This window comes from Agrobacterium sp. 22117 (genome assembly GCF_052045735.1).
Taxonomy (GTDB): domain Bacteria; phylum Pseudomonadota; class Alphaproteobacteria; order Rhizobiales; family Rhizobiaceae; genus Agrobacterium; species Agrobacterium cavarae.
In genome coordinates this window covers 594,308-610,350 of record NZ_JBQEPP010000004.1, presented here as the reverse complement: position 1 = coordinate 610,350, position 16,043 = coordinate 594,308, and the positions used below count along the sequence as shown (strand labels likewise).

General features: G+C 57.8%; 15 protein-coding genes. 10 read left to right on the top strand and 5 right to left on the bottom strand.

The window, feature by feature from the left end; translation table 11 throughout:
- Positions 1-112: 112 nt before the first annotated feature.
- Both ACTJKV_RS14840 and ACTJKV_RS14835 read right to left on the bottom strand, forming a co-directional pair.
- Complete coding sequence (locus ACTJKV_RS14840; RefSeq protein WP_062424046.1) at positions 113-1,126, bottom strand: ABC transporter permease; 1,014 nt, start codon at positions 1,124-1,126, stop codon at positions 113-115.
- Between the two features lie 64 nt (positions 1,127-1,190).
- Positions 1,191-2,711, bottom strand: coding sequence for a sugar ABC transporter ATP-binding protein (locus tag ACTJKV_RS14835; RefSeq protein ID WP_440598969.1), 1,521 nt, complete (start codon positions 2,709-2,711; stop codon positions 1,191-1,193).
- Positions 2,712-2,873: 162 nt separating this feature from the next.
- On the opposite strand from ACTJKV_RS14835, the gene ACTJKV_RS14830 reads away from it, so the two are divergent.
- A complete protein-coding gene (locus tag ACTJKV_RS14830) occupies positions 2,874-3,917 on the top strand; it encodes a LacI family DNA-binding transcriptional regulator (RefSeq protein WP_062445031.1) in 1,044 nt (347 codons plus the stop codon).
- A gap of 28 nt (positions 3,918-3,945) precedes the next feature.
- Here ACTJKV_RS14830 and ACTJKV_RS14825 read toward each other — a convergent pair whose 3' ends face one another.
- Positions 3,946-4,215, bottom strand: a complete 270-nt coding sequence (locus ACTJKV_RS14825; RefSeq protein ID WP_062424043.1) for a DUF6074 family protein — start codon at positions 4,213-4,215, stop codon at positions 3,946-3,948.
- A gap of 342 nt (positions 4,216-4,557) precedes the next feature.
- On the opposite strand from ACTJKV_RS14825, the gene ACTJKV_RS14820 reads away from it, so the two are divergent.
- Positions 4,558-4,848: an exopolysaccharide production repressor protein gene (locus ACTJKV_RS14820; protein WP_440598968.1), complete on the top strand. Its 291-nt coding sequence runs from the start codon at positions 4,558-4,560 to the stop codon at positions 4,846-4,848.
- Between the two features lie 126 nt (positions 4,849-4,974).
- Entirely contained in the window at positions 4,975-5,964 is a 990-nt protein-coding gene (locus tag ACTJKV_RS14815) for a glycosyltransferase family 2 protein (RefSeq protein WP_440598967.1), read from the top strand.
- A 23-nt stretch (positions 5,965-5,987) separates the two neighbouring features.
- On the opposite strand, the gene ACTJKV_RS14810 is transcribed toward ACTJKV_RS14815, so the two are convergent.
- Together ACTJKV_RS14810 and ACTJKV_RS14805 are read right to left on the bottom strand one after the other, a co-directional pair.
- The gene (locus tag ACTJKV_RS14810; RefSeq protein WP_440598966.1) at positions 5,988-6,941 is read right to left on the bottom strand and encodes a polysaccharide pyruvyl transferase family protein; all 954 of its coding nucleotides are present in this window, start codon (positions 6,939-6,941) and stop codon (positions 5,988-5,990) included.
- Between the two features lie 52 nt (positions 6,942-6,993).
- Positions 6,994-7,959: a glycosyltransferase family 2 protein gene (locus tag ACTJKV_RS14805; RefSeq protein ID WP_440598965.1), complete on the bottom strand. Its 966-nt coding sequence runs from the start codon at positions 7,957-7,959 to the stop codon at positions 6,994-6,996.
- 120 nt (positions 7,960-8,079) lie between these two features.
- Here ACTJKV_RS14805 and ACTJKV_RS14800 point away from each other — a divergent pair, with 120 nt between their 5' ends.
- From ACTJKV_RS14800 to ACTJKV_RS14770, 7 genes are all read left to right on the top strand, one after another.
- Positions 8,080-9,564, top strand: coding sequence for a lipopolysaccharide biosynthesis protein (locus ACTJKV_RS14800; RefSeq protein ID WP_440598964.1), 1,485 nt, complete (start codon positions 8,080-8,082; stop codon positions 9,562-9,564).
- A 392-nt stretch (positions 9,565-9,956) separates the two neighbouring features.
- Complete coding sequence (locus ACTJKV_RS14795) at positions 9,957-11,066, top strand: acyltransferase family protein (protein ID WP_440598963.1); 1,110 nt, start codon at positions 9,957-9,959, stop codon at positions 11,064-11,066.
- A 36-nt stretch (positions 11,067-11,102) separates the two neighbouring features.
- Complete coding sequence (locus tag ACTJKV_RS14790; RefSeq protein ID WP_440598990.1) at positions 11,103-11,858, top strand: glycoside hydrolase family 16 protein; 756 nt, start codon at positions 11,103-11,105, stop codon at positions 11,856-11,858.
- A gap of 41 nt (positions 11,859-11,899) precedes the next feature.
- Positions 11,900-13,099, top strand: a complete 1,200-nt coding sequence (locus tag ACTJKV_RS14785; RefSeq protein WP_440598962.1) for a glycosyl transferase family 1 — start codon at positions 11,900-11,902, stop codon at positions 13,097-13,099.
- Positions 13,096-14,112, top strand: a complete 1,017-nt coding sequence (locus ACTJKV_RS14780) for a glycosyltransferase family 2 protein (RefSeq protein WP_440598961.1) — start codon at positions 13,096-13,098, stop codon at positions 14,110-14,112. Before ACTJKV_RS14785 ends, ACTJKV_RS14780 begins: the two co-directional genes overlap by 4 nt.
- A complete protein-coding gene (locus ACTJKV_RS14775; protein WP_440598960.1) occupies positions 14,109-15,041 on the top strand; it encodes a glycosyltransferase in 933 nt (310 codons plus the stop codon). The genes ACTJKV_RS14780 and ACTJKV_RS14775 overlap by 4 nt, the downstream gene beginning before the upstream one ends.
- Positions 15,038-16,030, top strand: coding sequence for a glycosyltransferase family 2 protein (locus tag ACTJKV_RS14770; protein ID WP_440598959.1), 993 nt, complete (start codon positions 15,038-15,040; stop codon positions 16,028-16,030). Before ACTJKV_RS14775 ends, ACTJKV_RS14770 begins: the two co-directional genes overlap by 4 nt.
- Positions 16,031-16,043 lie beyond the last annotated feature (13 nt).

Here is a 16,043-nt window from a genome sequence, read left to right as displayed (position 1 = left end):
CGAAGCCGGGCGACCTTTCGACCCGGTGTTTCCGGAGCGCTTTGCGTCCGATGGACAATCAGAAGCGCTCCAAGACTTTGAGCAAGCCGCCCCGCCTTGGGGCAGCCAGCTGTCACCGCTGGCGCATCAGCGAACGCTGTACCAACATGGCGATGATGATGATCGCACCCTGGATGGCACCAATCAGATACTCGCTGATGAAGTTGGAGAGCAGCATGATGTTGCCGACGAGTTCGAGAATGAAAGCGCCGCAAATGGTGCCCCATACGCGCCCTGCCCCGCCCTTCAGCGCCGTGCCACCAACGACGACGGCCGTAATCGCCTGCAATTCCCACATCATGCCCGTCGTGGCGGATGTGGAGCCAAGGCGCGGTACGTAGAGAAGGACGGCGATCGCGACGCAAAGTCCCTGGATAACGAAAGCGATGGTGCGGACGCGGTTGACGGCGACGCCCGAATATTTGGCAACGTCGCGGTTCGATCCGACTGCGGTCACATGCCGGCCATAGCGCGTGCGGTAGAGGATGAAAGCCGCAATCGCCGTCACCGCGAGAATGACGATGATCGGAACGGGAATGCCGAAGATCGTACCAAAATAGGCAGGTCGATACATGCTCTGCAACTGTGGTTCGCGCAGCGTGATCGCGCCGCCCTGGGACAGCCATGTCGTCAGGCCGCGAAAAACGCCCATCGTGCCAAGCGTTGCAATGAAAGGCTCGATCTTGCCGACCGTTGTGATCAGGCCGTTGGCAAGACCACAGAGCGAACCGGCAATGACGGTGAACACGATCGCCGCTGTCAGCATCAGTGCGGGGTCGGTAATCGTGCCGGAATTCATCAGCAGGATCATAAGGCTTGCAACGAAGGCAACCATGGATCCAACCGAGAGATCGAGGTCTCCGGCGGAGATGACGAAGGTGGCGCCGACGGCGATGATCGCAATGAAAGCGCTACGGGTTGCGACATTGGCCAGATTGTTGATGCTGATGAAGTTCGGGTTGACCAGCGCGCCGACGATCAAAAGCAGTAACAGCGCAACAAAGGGCGCCACGGCGCGTAAATCCACGTCACGAAAGGATCGCGACCGGCGGACACTCTTTTCCTTGCCGTCTTCACTTACACTCATACCCACAACAGACCTCCCGTCCTGCCCCTGTTGCCCGCGACGACCCCTTAATTGACAGGGTCGTTCAGGCGGCTGTTTTTGTTTTCAATCCGGCGGCATAGCGCATGATTTCGTGTTCGTTGATCTCGTCACCCTCGAGCATGCCGACGATCCGACCTTCGCGCATCACCGCAACGCGGGTGCAAAGTCCGATGACTTCCTGCATTTCGGAAGAGACGACGATGATCGAATGACCGTCTCGCGCAAGCGCCGAGATGAAATGATAAATTTGCTGCTTGGTACCGACATCGATGCCGCGTGTCGGCTCGTCGATGATGATGATCTTCGGCTCGGTCTCCATGACTTTCGCCAACAGAAGCTTCTGCTGGTTGCCACCGGACATGCGGCCAACCATCACATTGCCGTCTCGCACACGGATGTCGAAGCGACGGCGCGCCTTTTCCAGCGCTCTCGCCTCACTGCCGGAGCTGAGATAGCCGAAGCGGCCATGCCGGTCGAGCGATTGCAAGGTGAGATTGAGACCCATTCCCGAGCCAAGCAAGAGGCCCTTGGATTTGCGATCCTTGGTCATGTAAGCCAGCCCCGCATCGATCGACGCGTGCAGATCATGCGACGGCAGCGTGATGCCATTGGCCTCCACCTCTCCCGCCTGGCTTGCCTTGATACCGACGATCGCCTCCATCAACTCCGTTCGGCCGGAGCCGATCAGACCGGAGAAGCCGAGGATTTCGCCTTTGCGCAGTTCGAAACTGGCGTCCTTCACATAACCCGTGGAGAGGCCTTTGACATTGAGCACAATCTGTTCGTCGACGTCCGGCTCGCGTTTTGCAGGGTAGAGGCTCGAAAGCTCGCGACCCACCATAAGCTGGGCGATCGCCTCGCCATCCAGCATCGAGGTGGGCGCAGTCTTCACCCAATGGCCGTCGCGAAGCACGGTCACCCGGTCGGTCAGTTCCATCACCTCATCCAGCTTGTGCGAGACGAAGACAAAACTGGTCCCCTGGTCGCGCAGCTTACGCACCTGTTTGAAGAGGTAATTCGTCTCCTCGCGGGAAAGAACGGCGGTTGGCTCATCCATGAAGACGATGCGCGCTTCCCGGCTAATAGCCTTGGCGATCTCCACCATCTGTTTTTCCGCGATGGAGAGGCTCGAGATCATCGCGTCTTCATCGACATGACAGTTGAGGATATCGAGAATGCGCCGCGTCTCCGCCCGCATGAACTTTCTGTCGAGCACGCCGAAGCGGGTCACCTCGCGGCCGAGGAAGATGCTTTCGGCCACGGTCAGGTGGTCCGCAAGGTTGAATTCCTGATGAATGATGACGATGCCGAGTGCCTCTGCGGCGCCGTTTGGCGGCAGCTTCACAGGATGCCCGTCCAGAAGGATTTCACCGGAGTTTGGCTGCTCGAAGCCGGAGAGGACCTTGACCAGCGTCGATTTACCGGCACCGTTCTCACCCATCAATGCATGGATCTCGCCTGCCTTCAGCTCAAAATTGACGCTGAAGAGGACCTGAACTCCATTGAACGATTTTGAAACCCGGCGCGCGCATAGCACAGCATTGCCGTTCTCGACGGTTTCCATCCCACTCCTCCATGCGGCTCCCATTCCGCAAGGCTGGTGTAAACCTTTACATGATCGATGTAAAGGTTTACATTCGCAGTTGTTACACAGATGTGATCAATCCATTTGACGCAACGCGCGGCGTGTGTAGTGTCCGGTCGCAGATAGACCCGAGGCTTATCTTTGTCCAATTCGCCACCAGCCACGATAGAAGATGTAGCCCGTATTGCGGAGGTATCGATTGCCACCGTGTCGCGCGCCATCCACAACCCTGAAAAGGTTGCCAATTCTACACGGTTGAAGGTCAATCAAGCCATTGCCGTCACAGGCTACACCACCAACGCGGTGGCGCGTAGCCTGAGACTCGGCCGCTCGAATATGATTCTTGTGGTCGCACCCGATATCGGCGACCCCAACTTTTCCAATATTCTCATTGGACTGGAGAACGAGGCAAGGGCGCACGGCTATGGCATATTGATCGGCCACACCCAGAACGATGCCCAACGCGGTCTGGAATATCTGAAATTCCTCAACGCCAACCAGACGGCCGGCCTTATCCTTTTTACCGGCATATTGCCCTTCGGCCATCAGGCCATGACGGCGCGCCTTCCACCGAGCGTCGGCGTTTTCGAGCCGATCTTCAATGGCGGGATCCCCTATGTCGGCGTCAACGATACCGCAGGCGCTCGAAAAGTCGTGGATATGCTGATTGCCGAGGGCCACGAGCACATCGCCTTCATTGGCGATTCCAGAGTCCGCCTTGCCTATATGCGAAGACGCGCAGGGTTCGACGAAGGGATGGACGCGGCTGGACTTCCCAAAAGTAGCCGCATGATCCTGGAAGGTGATGGGACACTGGAAAGCGGCAGGCTGGCGGTGGAGCAGCTGTTCATGCGCGACAGGTTGCCGACGGCCTTCATGTGCGTCAACGACCAGACAGCCATTGGCGTCATGATCGGCCTCTCCGCCCGCGGCTATGATGTGCCGGACGATTTTTCGGTCACGGGCTTTGACGATATTCCGCAAGCCGTCTTCATGTCGCCGCCGCTCACGACCATTCGCCAGCCCCGCAGCGCCATCGGCAAACATGCAATGGCGCTTCTGTTGCAGCTTCTCAACAATGAAGAGCCGACCCAACAGGAAGTGTTGCTGACACCCGATCTGGTGGTGAGAAACTCCGTCGCAGCACCTTCTCGGCGCAGCCACAAGTCACGCGACAAAAGCTAGACGCCGATCGACGGATTACGAGAGGCCTTTAGTACGTATCGCGGCGTGCGGCTTCTTCGGTCTGGGATTGCGCCCAGAGCTGCGCCTGGACCGCGTTCTGGAATTCCATGACCTCGTGGCGCATGGCTGTGTCGTCGTAGCCAAGTTCTGTCAGATGCGCAGCAAGCGCGCGGCACTCATCCCGCCAGAACCGATTGGCCTGATCCCCTTGGAGGGTCTCCAGCATGTCAACGCAACGCTGAATGTCGCGGACACGATTTTTGACGGGAAACGCAATTACTTCGGAACGCTTGGACACACGTACACCTGACAGCTTGAGAATCGGTTCCCAAGTTTTACGGTCTACATAGTTAACGAAGTCTGCAGAGGCGAAGCGGAACCGGTTATCGGCAACGGGACGTCACGGTTTGCTTAGGATTCTCGTCACGGGCGACCGCGCGAGGGTGCATTCTCTGATGCGAAAATATCCTTGTTGAGCAGATTTTTACCTTGAAACCTTACCTGAATTTCATGTTCAGCGGGGTATTTGAGCCTATTACTTGGTTGAAACGATGCCAATTTGCCCATATATTTTATGGAAAAAGAACCGATGAAAAATTGTATCCCACAAACTGGGATAGCATCAGGCGAGGAGAGAGACATGTACGCGCCCCGCGTTTTCGTCAGCATGATCTGCGCCTTACTGGTGTTCGCAGTGGCGACCTATTGGATCCATGGCTCGTTCTACACGACGTTGATACAGACGGCCATCTCGCTTGTCGTCATTCAGATCTGCTACTTCATCGGTGTCGTCTTCATGGTATCGCGCGAGAAGAAGCGCATGCGCAAGACACTGGAATTTCAGAAGGATCGACCTGCTTCAGCCGACCAGGCAGGCCCGGACCCCATCTCGGCCGTCAGTCGTCATCGCCCGACGCTGAAGGACATCTGACCGCGCTGACCTCCTTAAGCGCTTTGAATATATTTCGCAGGTGCGAAATAGCACTTTCCTCTCCTCATCCCTGACATGTTTTCTCGGCAGTAATCGTGTCGAATGCTGAAGAACGGGAGCGAAGTCATGGGCTCACAATCCATCTGCGTCATCATAGCGGCTAAAAACGCGTCATCGACGATCGCCGAGGCGATCCGATCAGCGCTGGTGGAGCCGGAAGTCTCGGAGGTCGTTGTCATCGATGATGCATCCACCGACGACACGTTTCAGGTTGCGAAGCAATGCGATGATGGAACGGGACGGCTGATTGTCGAGCGCTTCGATATCAATCGCGGTCCCTCTGCCGCGCGCAATCATGCGATCGGCATTTCGTCGGCGCCGCTGATCAGCATTCTGGATGCTGACGATTTCTTTTTCCAAGGCCGCTTTGCTGCAATGGTTGCGGAGGACGACTGGGATCTGGTCGCGGACAATATTGCCTTCATTCAGCAAGGGTCACCTTCGGCCACCAATATCATTCCCCGTCGCTTTGCTCCCCAGCATCACTTCCTGACGCTTACGGAATTCGTGACGGGGAATATTTCGACGAGAGGAATTGAGCGCGGTGAAACCGGCTTTCTGAAACCCGTCATCCGCCGATCGTTTCTCGACCAGCACCAGCTTCGCTATGACGAAGCTCTGCGGCTTGGTGAGGATTACGAACTCTACGTTCGGGCACTCGCCTCAGGCGCACGATACAAGGTCATCCGCAATTGCGGTTACGGTGCCATCGTGCGCGGCAATTCTTTGAGCGGACGACACAGCACGCAGGATCTGAGGCTGCTCTACGAGGCCGATCGCAAGATTCTTGCCGACTACGCTCTCTCTGCGGAAGAACAATCGGTGCTGAAGGAGCATGAGCGGCACATTCGGGAGAAGTTCGAGTTACGGGATTTCCTCGACGCCAAATCACAGCGTGGCTTGGGTGGCGCCATGGTTCATGCATTGCGGCGCCTTCCCGCCGTTCCTGCCATCACTAACGGGATTTGGCACGACAAGACAGCGCGCTTGCGCAAGAAGCCCACTCAGCCCGCCGATATCCGTTATCTCCTGAAAGGAACGCCGCTGTCTTCCTGAAGGAAAAAGCGGCGTGTTTCGTTTCAGAAGTAGTCGCGCTTGACTGTCTCGAGAACCGCCTGAAAGCGCTCCTTACGCTCTTCCAGCCGTCCGTCGGGGCTCAGTCTTGGCTCTGCGCGGCTTGCCTGCCATAGCGCCAGAATCGACGGAGCGGCGAGAACCTGCTTTGCCAGTTTGCGCAGCGGGCGTTGGGTCTCGGCACGGACAAGCACATCGCCATCGTCATGTGGCGCTGCAGGTGTGTGTTCGACGATGACCGGCGGTGGCGGCGGCGGAAAGCTCATGCCCCAGAACTTCGAACCCTTCTTTGCAGCTTCTGCGCGTGTGGACACGGGAATGTAACGAGGCTCGTAGGTGACGCCGACGCTTCCTGCCCAGTCACTCCACTTGAAGCTGTTGATCGATTGCGAGGTGCTGACCGCTACCCAGGGAACGCGAAACGCATCGGCAAGGATCGCGCCATGCATGGATTCGGCAACGATCATTTCCGACTGGGCAATCTGCTTGATGACGGATTTCGCCTCTCCTCTCGGATCGAGATAGGTGAGACCAGCCGGTTCGCACACAGTGTCCCACATGCCGAACTCCGCCGATTCCCAATGAGGAACGAAGGTCTTTTTATAGATCTTCTGCAGGTTCTGGAACTCCTGCATCTCCGTCACCATCACGGCAGGATCGACGATGCCCTTCTCGGGCGCCAGTCCAAGCTTGGCGGCGGTCATTTCACCGCGCACGCAACGAATATCCCAGAGATCGGGGTTTGATGTATCGGGCACGGCCCCATAGCCATATCCGCTGCCGATCACCAGCTTGCGCTGGCCGGGGGGGAAGAGCACATCGTTGAGAACGGTGCCGACGCCGACGAGCAGAACATCCGGATGAACATCGCGAAGCCCCGGCAGCAGGAAATCCCAGAGCCAGAGATTGAGGTCGTCGCCGAAATTCCCGTGATGGGATTCCCAATGGTAAGGTTTCATGGATTTCTCCTGAGTGAAAAAAGGGCCTGAAAGAAAGCCGCGAAAGAGACGATCACTTCGAGCGGACGATCTTGCCGGCCCCAAGTTCGAAGGCTGCACGCAAGATCGCAGGATCACGCATCATCCACTTGAACAGAAGGCCAAGCTCCGGCGCCTTGCGACGCCTCAGCTTGCCGGCCTGGCTCCAGAGTGCCTGTCTGCGCGCCGTATTCTTGTAGGAGGCGATGGAAGCCACATCGGCAGGACGTTTGGAAAAACGACTTTGCAAGGTGTCGAGTGCGACCCAGGTGTTGAACTGCTGACGCAGAAATTCCGGCGAGGTGTTGTCGATGCTGTGGAAGATGTTCACACCCATGCCGCGTGCCGCACCGGCATCGTCACATAGAAGGGTGCGCCTGGATGCAAGAATGCAGTCGCAGAAGAAGAGCACGTCCTCTGCCGCCAGCCGAAGCGCGGGATCGAAACGGATCTTTTCGAAGAGCGGCCTGCCGATGACCATGCAGGAAAGATGGAGGAAGCTCCAGTTGCGCAGCATGACGCTGGCGAGATCCGGCAGCTCGATGACACGCGGTGATTCGCTCAGACGGGCGGCACCCTCGTTCTTTTCGAGCTCCGACATGGCGAAGTGATAATAGAACTCATCGCTTGCCTGCATGGACGCCCAGTAGCATTCGCCTTCGAACCGATCGAGGCTGAGCTCTGCATTTTTCAGGTGCTCCGGCGTCCAGATATCGTCCGAATCAAGAAAGGCCACATAGCGCGTTTCGGCCGGCACATGATCGAGCCCGGTATTGCGCGCACCACCTGGACCGGCATTTGCCTGCTTGACCACCTTAATGCGGTTTTTCTGCTCTTCAGTCAGCTCCGCCAGTTCATTTTCAATGGGATACGGCGATTCGTCGTCGACAATGACGAGATCGAAATCCTGGCACGCTTGAGAAAAAACTGATGCGAGCGCTCGACCGAGTATGCCATGCTTCTTCTGGTAGTATGGAATAACGACTGTAAATTTCGCCATTGTTTCGCCCCTTGTTTCATCAAGAAGTGTCGGGCCCGCCGTAGACTTACGGCCCCGATGAGTGGCAACCCTCCCGCCGGCTCCACGATTTTTGCCGGCCTCCAGACACAGGATGGACCCATGCCTCCAGCCCCAAGCGTCAAAACCATCACGGCCAATGTCGGCTGGAGCGTGCTCTCAAAGACAGGCACATTCGGGCTTAAATTTGTCACAGTCCCGATTCTTGCACGTTTGCTGACACCGGAAGAATTCGGCGTTGTCGCTGTCGGGCTCACTGTTGTGCAGTTTTTGACGATGATTGCAGGCGCTGGTCTGACCTCCGCTCTGATTGTGGAAAAGGAAGAGGATATGGATACGATCCATACGGTCTTCTGGGCCAATCTGGCGATTTCCTGCACCATGGCAGCCATCCTCTACTTTGGCGCAGAGTTCTTCGGTGGCCTCTTGGGTGCCGTGGAAAGCGCCTATCTGCTGCGCATCATGGCTTTCCTCATTCCGCTGCAACTGGCAGGCGATGTTGCCTATTCGCTTCTGGCGCGGCGGATGAATTTCAGCAAGGACGCCATCTGGAGCATGACGTCGGAAAGTGCTGCGGCCATCCTCGCCGTCGTGCTGGCCTTTGCCGGCTTCGGCGTTTGGGCTCTGATCATCCAGCTTTTCGCCGCAGCCCTCATCCGGCTTGTCGGGCTCTATGCCGTGTCGCGCTATACGCCGCGCCTCGTCATGAAGCCCAGACGGTTGATCCCGTTGCTCGGCTTCAGCTCGGGCCTGATGGGCTCGGAGATCGCCAACTTCGTCACCTTCCAGTCGCCGATGGTGATCATCGCCCGCTATCTCGGGCTTGCCGATGCTGGCGCCTATTCCGCCTCCAATCGCTTTGCCAGCATTCCCAACCAGGTCGTGCTTTCTGCAGTTATGGGCGTTCTTTTCCCGGCCTTCAGCCGCATGATGGACGACCGGCAGCGGCGGCGCGAAGCGCTGATGTTCAGTACGCAGGTGTTGACCGTCATCCTGGCACCGATGATGTTCGGCCTTTGGGCCGTTGCAGAACCGGCAATGCTGGTGATCTTCGGCCAGAACTGGGCCTATGCGTGGCCTGTGCTCGGCCTTCTTGCTCTGTCGAAAGCCATCCTCACCCCATGCAGCACCTTCATCCCCTATCTGAAGGGTGCCGGCTATGGGCGCGTGCTGTTCTGGTCAGCCACGATCCGCGCTGTCGTGACCACCGCTGCAGTCTGGGTTGCCGCTGTCTACGGATCGCTTATCGACGCGATGATCTGGCTCTGCATCGTCAATGCAGCAACGTTGATTGCCTATTCCTGGGCCGTGTTCAAGGCGAGCGAAACCCCCTTCTTCTCGGGCCTCTATGTCAGCAGCCGGCCAATGATCTCGGCTTTCGTCATGGCTCTTGCGGTCCGTTACATTCTGCAATGGACGGGCGACGCGCTGCCGCACGCATACATGCAGGTGCTCGTCGGCGCTGTTGCTGGCGGTGTGATCTACGGCGTTCTGATCCTGCTGACCGAACGCACATTGCTGCAAAAGATCATCGGTCTCGTAAGATCGCGCAAAGACCACGGGGCCCCTGCCCCGATCACCAGCTAATGGGGCGGCACGGGCTGTCGAAGCGATTCTGTCGTCAATGCCGTGAGAAAATACGGCGGACTCCGGAGTTTATTTTGCAATGCAGCATTACAGCTCTCCTCTCTTCAGCCTCAGGACACACCTCTGATGGCGGCACGATAGAGAAAATAAGAAAATAAAATCATACGCTTAGGACGAATAATCTGTTTTAGTAAAGTAGCATCCAGACATTTACCCCTAATATCTTGCGGCGCGATTTTCCCGCGCTGCCACATTTTGCCCTTAAGTGAAAACCAGACTTTTGCGCACGGGCTTCAAGTTCGCTCTGTGTGAAACGCGGTGAGGGGAGACACCGCCCAACTAGGGTAACTGATGTGACTGTTGATCAGAACCTATCTTCCCGTATCAATTTGATGCGCATAATTTTAATATCCGGCATCGTGTTCGTTCACGTGCCGCACGATCCGGAGACAAGTCCGTTTCTGGGTCTTTACGGATTTTTCGACTGGGTCCGGGTGTTTCTTGGTGATGCCCTGTTCCGCATTGGTGTGCCGTGCCTGAGCGCTATCTCGGGCTATCTGCTGTTCCGACGCGGCTGGAATGCCTTCAGCTATCCGGCAACGATCAAGTCCAAGACCAAGACGGTGCTTCTGCCATTCCTGCTGTGGAATGGTGGGCTTTTCATTGCGGTCATGCTGCTTCAGCGTGCAGGTATTGGCGTTGGCTATTTTCCTGACCTGTGGAATGCCAGCCCGCGCGAAATGCTGAGCCACGGCGTCGCGGTGGAAGAGCTGCCCGTCAATGTGCCGCTCTACTTCCTGCGCGATCTCTTCGTCTGCATTCTACTGTCGCCGCTTTTGGCGCTGCTGGTTCGTCGCTTTGCGCCACCGACGCTTGCCATTCTCTTGCTCCTGACGGCGATCCCGGATCTCAGTCTGCTGATCGTACAGAAGAAATCCATCCTGTTCAGCTTCACGCTCGGCATTGCGCTCGCACTCCACAAGATCGACCTGAAGATGCTCGATCCTTATGCCAAGCCGCTGACAGTGGTCACGCTGATCGTCGCCGCCGCGCTTGCCACCGCGCTCTATTGGACCGGCCCGGAATTTACCTTCGGCCTCAATCTCATGCGCAATTTGCTGGCCGTTTTCGGCGTGCTGGGCTTCTGGGTCGCCTCGTCCCTGCTCGTGCAAAACCGTCTTGGCCAGCGTCTATCGCAAACCGGCAGCCTGAGCTTCTGGATTTTCTGCGCCCATTATCCCCTGCTCGTCATCCTCTGGATGGTGTGGAACAAGGGAGATCTCGATTTCTATCCCGCCTTCTATATCGGCGCGGTGGCTTTGACCTTCGTGCTGCTGATCATCAGCAATGCGCAGGTCCGCGCCCGGCTGCCCTCGCTCTATGCAGTCCTGACCGGCAGCCGCAGCGGCAAGCCGAAGCCCCTTGCCTATAACGACGCGGCGGAAGCTGCCGCCGCTCGCCAATCTTCTGCCAATCCCGCCTATACGCAACGACGGAGGTAACACATGACCTACCCCGCCCTGTGCCAGCCGCGCATCATGGCTGCCGCATTGATCGCTATCACGCTCGGCTCATCTCCTGCCTTTTCCCAGGAAGAGAACGGCAAGTCCTTCATCGAGAACTTCGACAGCATGGACCGCTCTTTCTGGTACGTTTCCGATGGCTGGAACAACGGCCCGCACCAGAACTGCACGTGGTCCAAGAAGCTGGTCGCCTTCGAAAGCGGCCATCTGGAACTCGGCTTCAGCAATGAAAAGGCCGTAGACCGCAACTATTCCTGCGGAGAAATCCAGACCAAGGGCCGCTATCGCTACGGCACCTACGAAGCGCGCATCAAGACCGCGCCGGGCTCCGGCCTGAATTCGGCTTTCTTCACCTATATCGGGCCAACCGATAAGAAGCCGCACGACGAGATCGACATGGAGATCCTGGGCAAGAACAGCAATCAGGTCCAGCTGAACCAGTATATCTCGGCAAAGGGCGGCAACGAAAAGCTGGTGGATGTGCCGGGTGGTGCCGACAAGGGCTTTAATGATTACGCCTTCGTCTGGGAGCCGCAGCGACTGCGCTACTACGTGAACGGAAAGATGGTTCACGAGGTCACAGACCCATCGAAGATTCCGCAAAACGCCCAGAAAATCTTCTTCAGCCTGTGGGGTACCGATACGCTGAAAAGCTGGATGGGCAAGTTCGACTATTCCGGTCCTGTGACCATGCAGGTCGATCGCTTCGCCTTCACCGCGCTCGGCGACAAGTGCCAGTTTTCGGAATCCGTCGCCTGCCAAACCAACTGATGCAGACTGCCCAAAGTCAGACGAAGATGAACGGATCGGACATGACCCACATTCTCTATTTTGCGCATGATCTGGCAGACCCTGCCATCCGTCGTCGCGTCATGACGCTGCGGGCCGGTGGCGCGACCGTCAGCCTCGCGGGTTTCAAGCGCGCGGATAACGGGCTGGCCGACGTCGATGGCCTTGCCCCGATCGATCTCGGACAAACGGCCGATGGCCGATTTGCCCAGCGGATCGCCTGCGTGGCAAAAGCAAGCCTCACGCTTTCGAGCAAACTGTCTGCGGTGAAGAAGCCCGACGTCATCATCGCACGCAATCTGGAAATGCTGTCGCTTGCCCGGCGCGCCGTGAGCCATTTCGGTGCGGACGTCCCGGTCGTCTACGAGTGTCTCGACATCCACAGGCTTCTTTTGAACGACGGGCTGCCTGGCAAACTGCTGAACGCTGTTCAGCGTGCGCTTGGCCGGAACGTCAAACTCCTCATCACCAGTTCACCGGCATTCGTGGAGAATTATTTCAAGCCGCGTTCCGGTCTGAACCTTCCTGTGCTTTTGCAGGAAAACAAGGTCCTGGCGTTGGATGGCGGCGACATCAGCGCCCCGTCCCCGCGCCTGCCACAAGCGGGAGAGCCGTGGAAGATCGGCTGGTTCGGGGCGTTGCGCTGCCGCAAATCACTCCAGATCCTGGCCGATTTCGCCGCAAAGATGGACGGCAAGGTCGAAGTGGTCTTGCGCGGCCGCCCGGCCTATTCCGAATTCGATGACTTCGACGGCTTCGTTGAACGCGCGCCTCATCTTGCGTTCCACGGCGCCTATAGAAATCCGGAGGATCTGGCGTCGATCTACAACGATGTCCAGTTCACCTGGGCCATCGACTTTTTCGAAGAAGGGCAGAACTCAAGCTGGCTCTTGCCAAACCGGCTTTATGAAGGCTGCCTCCATGGTGCCCTGCCAATTGCGGTCGCCGGCACCGAAACCGCGCGCTTTCTGCAGCAGCGTAATATCGGGCATATTCTTGAGACGGCCGACGTCGCGTCGCTTGAAACACTGTTTTCTAAATTGAGCGATGCCTCCTATCTCCAAAGCTTCCAAAGGCTCGCAGCAATCGACCGGCAGCAATGGATCACCGATCGAAACGACTGCCGCGAGCTTGTCCGCGTGCTTCAGTCCTTGACCATGCGAACCGACGGTCGGCCGGTCGATGCAGTTCCTTCGATGGCTTTGAGCGGGAGGACATCATGAAATCAGTCTCTGTTCCCGGGGTGAAGACTTTGATCGTCATTCCCTGCCTCAACGAGGCACGAACGATCGACGATCTGCTGTTGAAATTTTCCAGCACGTTGAACCATCCGGAAGATCGCATCATCGTCGCAGACGGCGGCAGCACGGATGGAACGCGTGACATCGTTGCCGATTTTTCCCGGCAGGATCAGCGTGTCATTCTGCTTGCCAACCCAAAGCGCATCCAGAGCGCGGGCATCAACCTCGCGGTCGAAGTCTTCGGAGAGGGCTACGACTATATGATCCGTATCGATGCGCATGGCGACTATCCTGACGATTATTGCCATCGCCTGCTGGAAGATGCCGTCGCGACGGGTGCGGATTCCGTTGTTGTCGCCATGGATACGGTCGGCCATGGCACGTTCCAGAAGGCCACGGCGGTTGCGCAGAATTCCAAGCTCGGCAATGGCGGTTCGAAGCATCGCGAAGGCGCCAAGGGTCGCTGGATCGATCACGGCCACCATGCCCTGATGCGGATCGAGGCGTTCAAGGCCGTCGGCGGCTATGATGAAAGCTTCAGTCACAATGAAGACGCCGAGCTGGACCACCGCTTGCGCAAGGCGGGCTTTCGCATCTGGATGACCGACAAGACGCGCATGACCTACTATCCGCGTGCCAGCATCGGTCCGCTCTTCCGCCAATATATGGCTTATGGCCGAGGCCGGGCGAAGAACCTCTTGAAGCACCGCACCATTCCAAAAATCCGCCAGATGATCCCGCTTGCGGTGCTGCCCTGTGCTGCGCTTGCGCTCTTCGGCTTCGTCCACTGGATCGCCCTTGTCCCGCTTTGCCTCTGGATTGCCGCATGTCTGGCTTATGGGGTGTGGATGGCAATTGCAGAGAAAAACCCCCACGGGCCGCTCGCGGCCGTTTCGGCTATGACCATGCATCTGGCCTGGTCGACAGGTTTCTGGCGTGAGCTTCTGGGCTCCATCACCACGCTCCAGCCACTGGCAGGAAAGGCTGTCTCGTGACGTATGATCCCGTAACTCCTGTGAAAGTCGATATCGGCATCTGCACCTATCGCCGCCCGATGGTGGTGGATACGCTGCTCTCGCTGTTTCGGCTTGACGTTCCGCAGCGCGTGTCGGTGCGCCTGATCGTGGCGGATAATGACGCCGAACCCTCGGCGCGCGCGTTGATCGACGCGTTGCGCGAGCGTTCACCCTTCCCGATCCATTACGTCCATTGCCCGAAGTCCAACATTTCCATTGCCCGAAACGCTTGCCTTTCTGAATGCGACGCCGATTTTCTGGCCTTCATCGACGATGATGAAACGGCACCGGCAAACTGGCTGACCGAGCTTTTGAAGACGGCGCAGGAGACGCAAGCCGATGCCGTGCTCGGCCCTGTGACAGCGCTCTATGCCAATGATGCGCCGGGCTGGATGAAGAAGGGCGACTTCCACTCCACCCGGCCTGTCTGGGTGAGTGGGGAGATCATCACCGGCTACACATGCAACACACTGCTGCGCATGGCGTCCCCTGCGGTGAATGGTCGGCGCTTCGCCCTGTCGCTCGGACAAAGCGGCGGGGAAGACACGCATTTCTTCACGAATATGCATCTGGACGGTGGACGCATCGCTTATTCGGAAAACGCCCTGCTGACAGAACCGGTACCGCAAAGCCGCGCCAGCTTTATGTGGCTTGCGAAGCGGCGTTTTCGCTCCGGCCAGACGCATGGACGGTTGCAGGCGGAGCAGAGGACAGGGCTCCGGCGCTTGCCGCTGATCGTTTCGACGGCGGCAAAGATCACCTATTGCGCCACCACCACGCTAGTCACCGCTTTCGATCCCGTCCGTCGCAGCCGTTCGGCTCTGCGCACCGCACTTCATGCCGGATCGCTGAGCGGCATCTTTGGCGTTCGTGAAATCCGCCAATACGGCGCCGTGGAGGCTGCATGAGCGCATTGCCGACCGAACCGGATGTGACCTTCGTCATCGCCGCCTACAACGCCGCCGACACGATTGTCGCTGCCATCGACAGCGCTCTTGCGCAAGACAATGTCACGCTTGAGGTCGTAGTGGTGGATGACTGCTCGCCGGACGACACGCGCGCTGTCGTACAGGCAGTTGTCGAGCGCGATCCCCGTGTCAAGCTGATTGCCCTCGACAACAATCTTGGCCCCGGCGGTGCGCGCAATGCCGGGATCGATGCCGCGCAGGGGCGTTGGATCGCGGTGCTCGATTCCGACGACATGGTCTATTCGGATCGCATGGCGCAGATGATCTTGCGCGCTGAAAAAGCCAATGCGGATATCGCCGTCGATAATCTGGATGTCGTTTACAGCGACGGACGCCCGCGCGAGACGATGTTCGATCCCGCCTTTCTTGAAGCGAAACGGGTCCTCACACTTGAAGACTTCATCCGCTCCAACATCCTCTTCAAGTCCACTTTCAATTTTGGCTACATAAAGCCGATTTTCCGTCGTGAGTTCCTAAACGACCACGGCCTCCGCTTCCGCCATGACCTGCGCATCGGCGAGGATTACCTTCTTCTGGCGTCAGCGCTCGCGTCCGGTGCCTCCTGTGTCATCGAACCGATGCCGGGATATGTTTATAATATCCGGCAGGGCTCCATTTCGCGCGTGCTCGAACTCCATCATGTTGATGCGATGATCGCCGCAGACAAGGAATTCCTGCGCCAGTTCACGCTTCTGCCGGCGGCGATGGACGCGCAGGTCGAGCGAACAAAAAGTCTTATCCAGGCGAGGCACTTCCTGATGCTGGTCGACAGCATCAAACGGCGCTCCGTCCCAGACACGATCAGGATCGCGCTTCGCGACCCTGCCGCACTCAAACACCTCCGCATGCCGATTTCCGTCAGACTGCAAAAGCTCAAGAAAACGCTTCTTCCTTCAGCCTTATCTTCGGCAACGCCGGCCAGAAACTGAACGCTGCGGTGAG

Excerpts from the sequence above, each read along its gene's own strand:
- ACTJKV_RS14820 (WP_440598968.1), top strand. The coding sequence starts at position 4,558 with ATGTACGCGCCCCGCGTTTTCGTCAGCATGATCTGCGCCTTACTGGTG.
- ACTJKV_RS14840 (WP_062424046.1), bottom strand. The coding sequence starts at position 1,126 with ATGAGTGTAAGTGAAGACGGCAAGGAAAAGAGTGTCCGCCGGTCGCGA.
- ACTJKV_RS14790 (WP_440598990.1), top strand. The coding sequence starts at position 11,103 with ATGGCTGCCGCATTGATCGCTATCACGCTCGGCTCATCTCCTGCCTTT.
- ACTJKV_RS14800 (WP_440598964.1), top strand. The coding sequence starts at position 8,080 with ATGCCTCCAGCCCCAAGCGTCAAAACCATCACGGCCAATGTCGGCTGG.
- ACTJKV_RS14780 (WP_440598961.1), top strand. The coding sequence starts at position 13,096 with ATGAAATCAGTCTCTGTTCCCGGGGTGAAGACTTTGATCGTCATTCCC.
- ACTJKV_RS14785 (WP_440598962.1), top strand. The coding sequence starts at position 11,900 with ATGACCCACATTCTCTATTTTGCGCATGATCTGGCAGACCCTGCCATC.
- ACTJKV_RS14835 (WP_440598969.1), bottom strand. The coding sequence starts at position 2,711 with ATGGAAACCGTCGAGAACGGCAATGCTGTGCTATGCGCGCGCCGGGTT.
- ACTJKV_RS14770 (WP_440598959.1), top strand. The coding sequence starts at position 15,038 with ATGAGCGCATTGCCGACCGAACCGGATGTGACCTTCGTCATCGCCGCC.
- ACTJKV_RS14815 (WP_440598967.1), top strand. The coding sequence starts at position 4,975 with ATGGGCTCACAATCCATCTGCGTCATCATAGCGGCTAAAAACGCGTCA.
- ACTJKV_RS14810 (WP_440598966.1), bottom strand. The coding sequence starts at position 6,941 with ATGAAACCTTACCATTGGGAATCCCATCACGGGAATTTCGGCGACGAC.
- ACTJKV_RS14795 (WP_440598963.1), top strand. The coding sequence starts at position 9,957 with ATGCGCATAATTTTAATATCCGGCATCGTGTTCGTTCACGTGCCGCAC.
- ACTJKV_RS14805 (WP_440598965.1), bottom strand. The coding sequence starts at position 7,959 with ATGGCGAAATTTACAGTCGTTATTCCATACTACCAGAAGAAGCATGGC.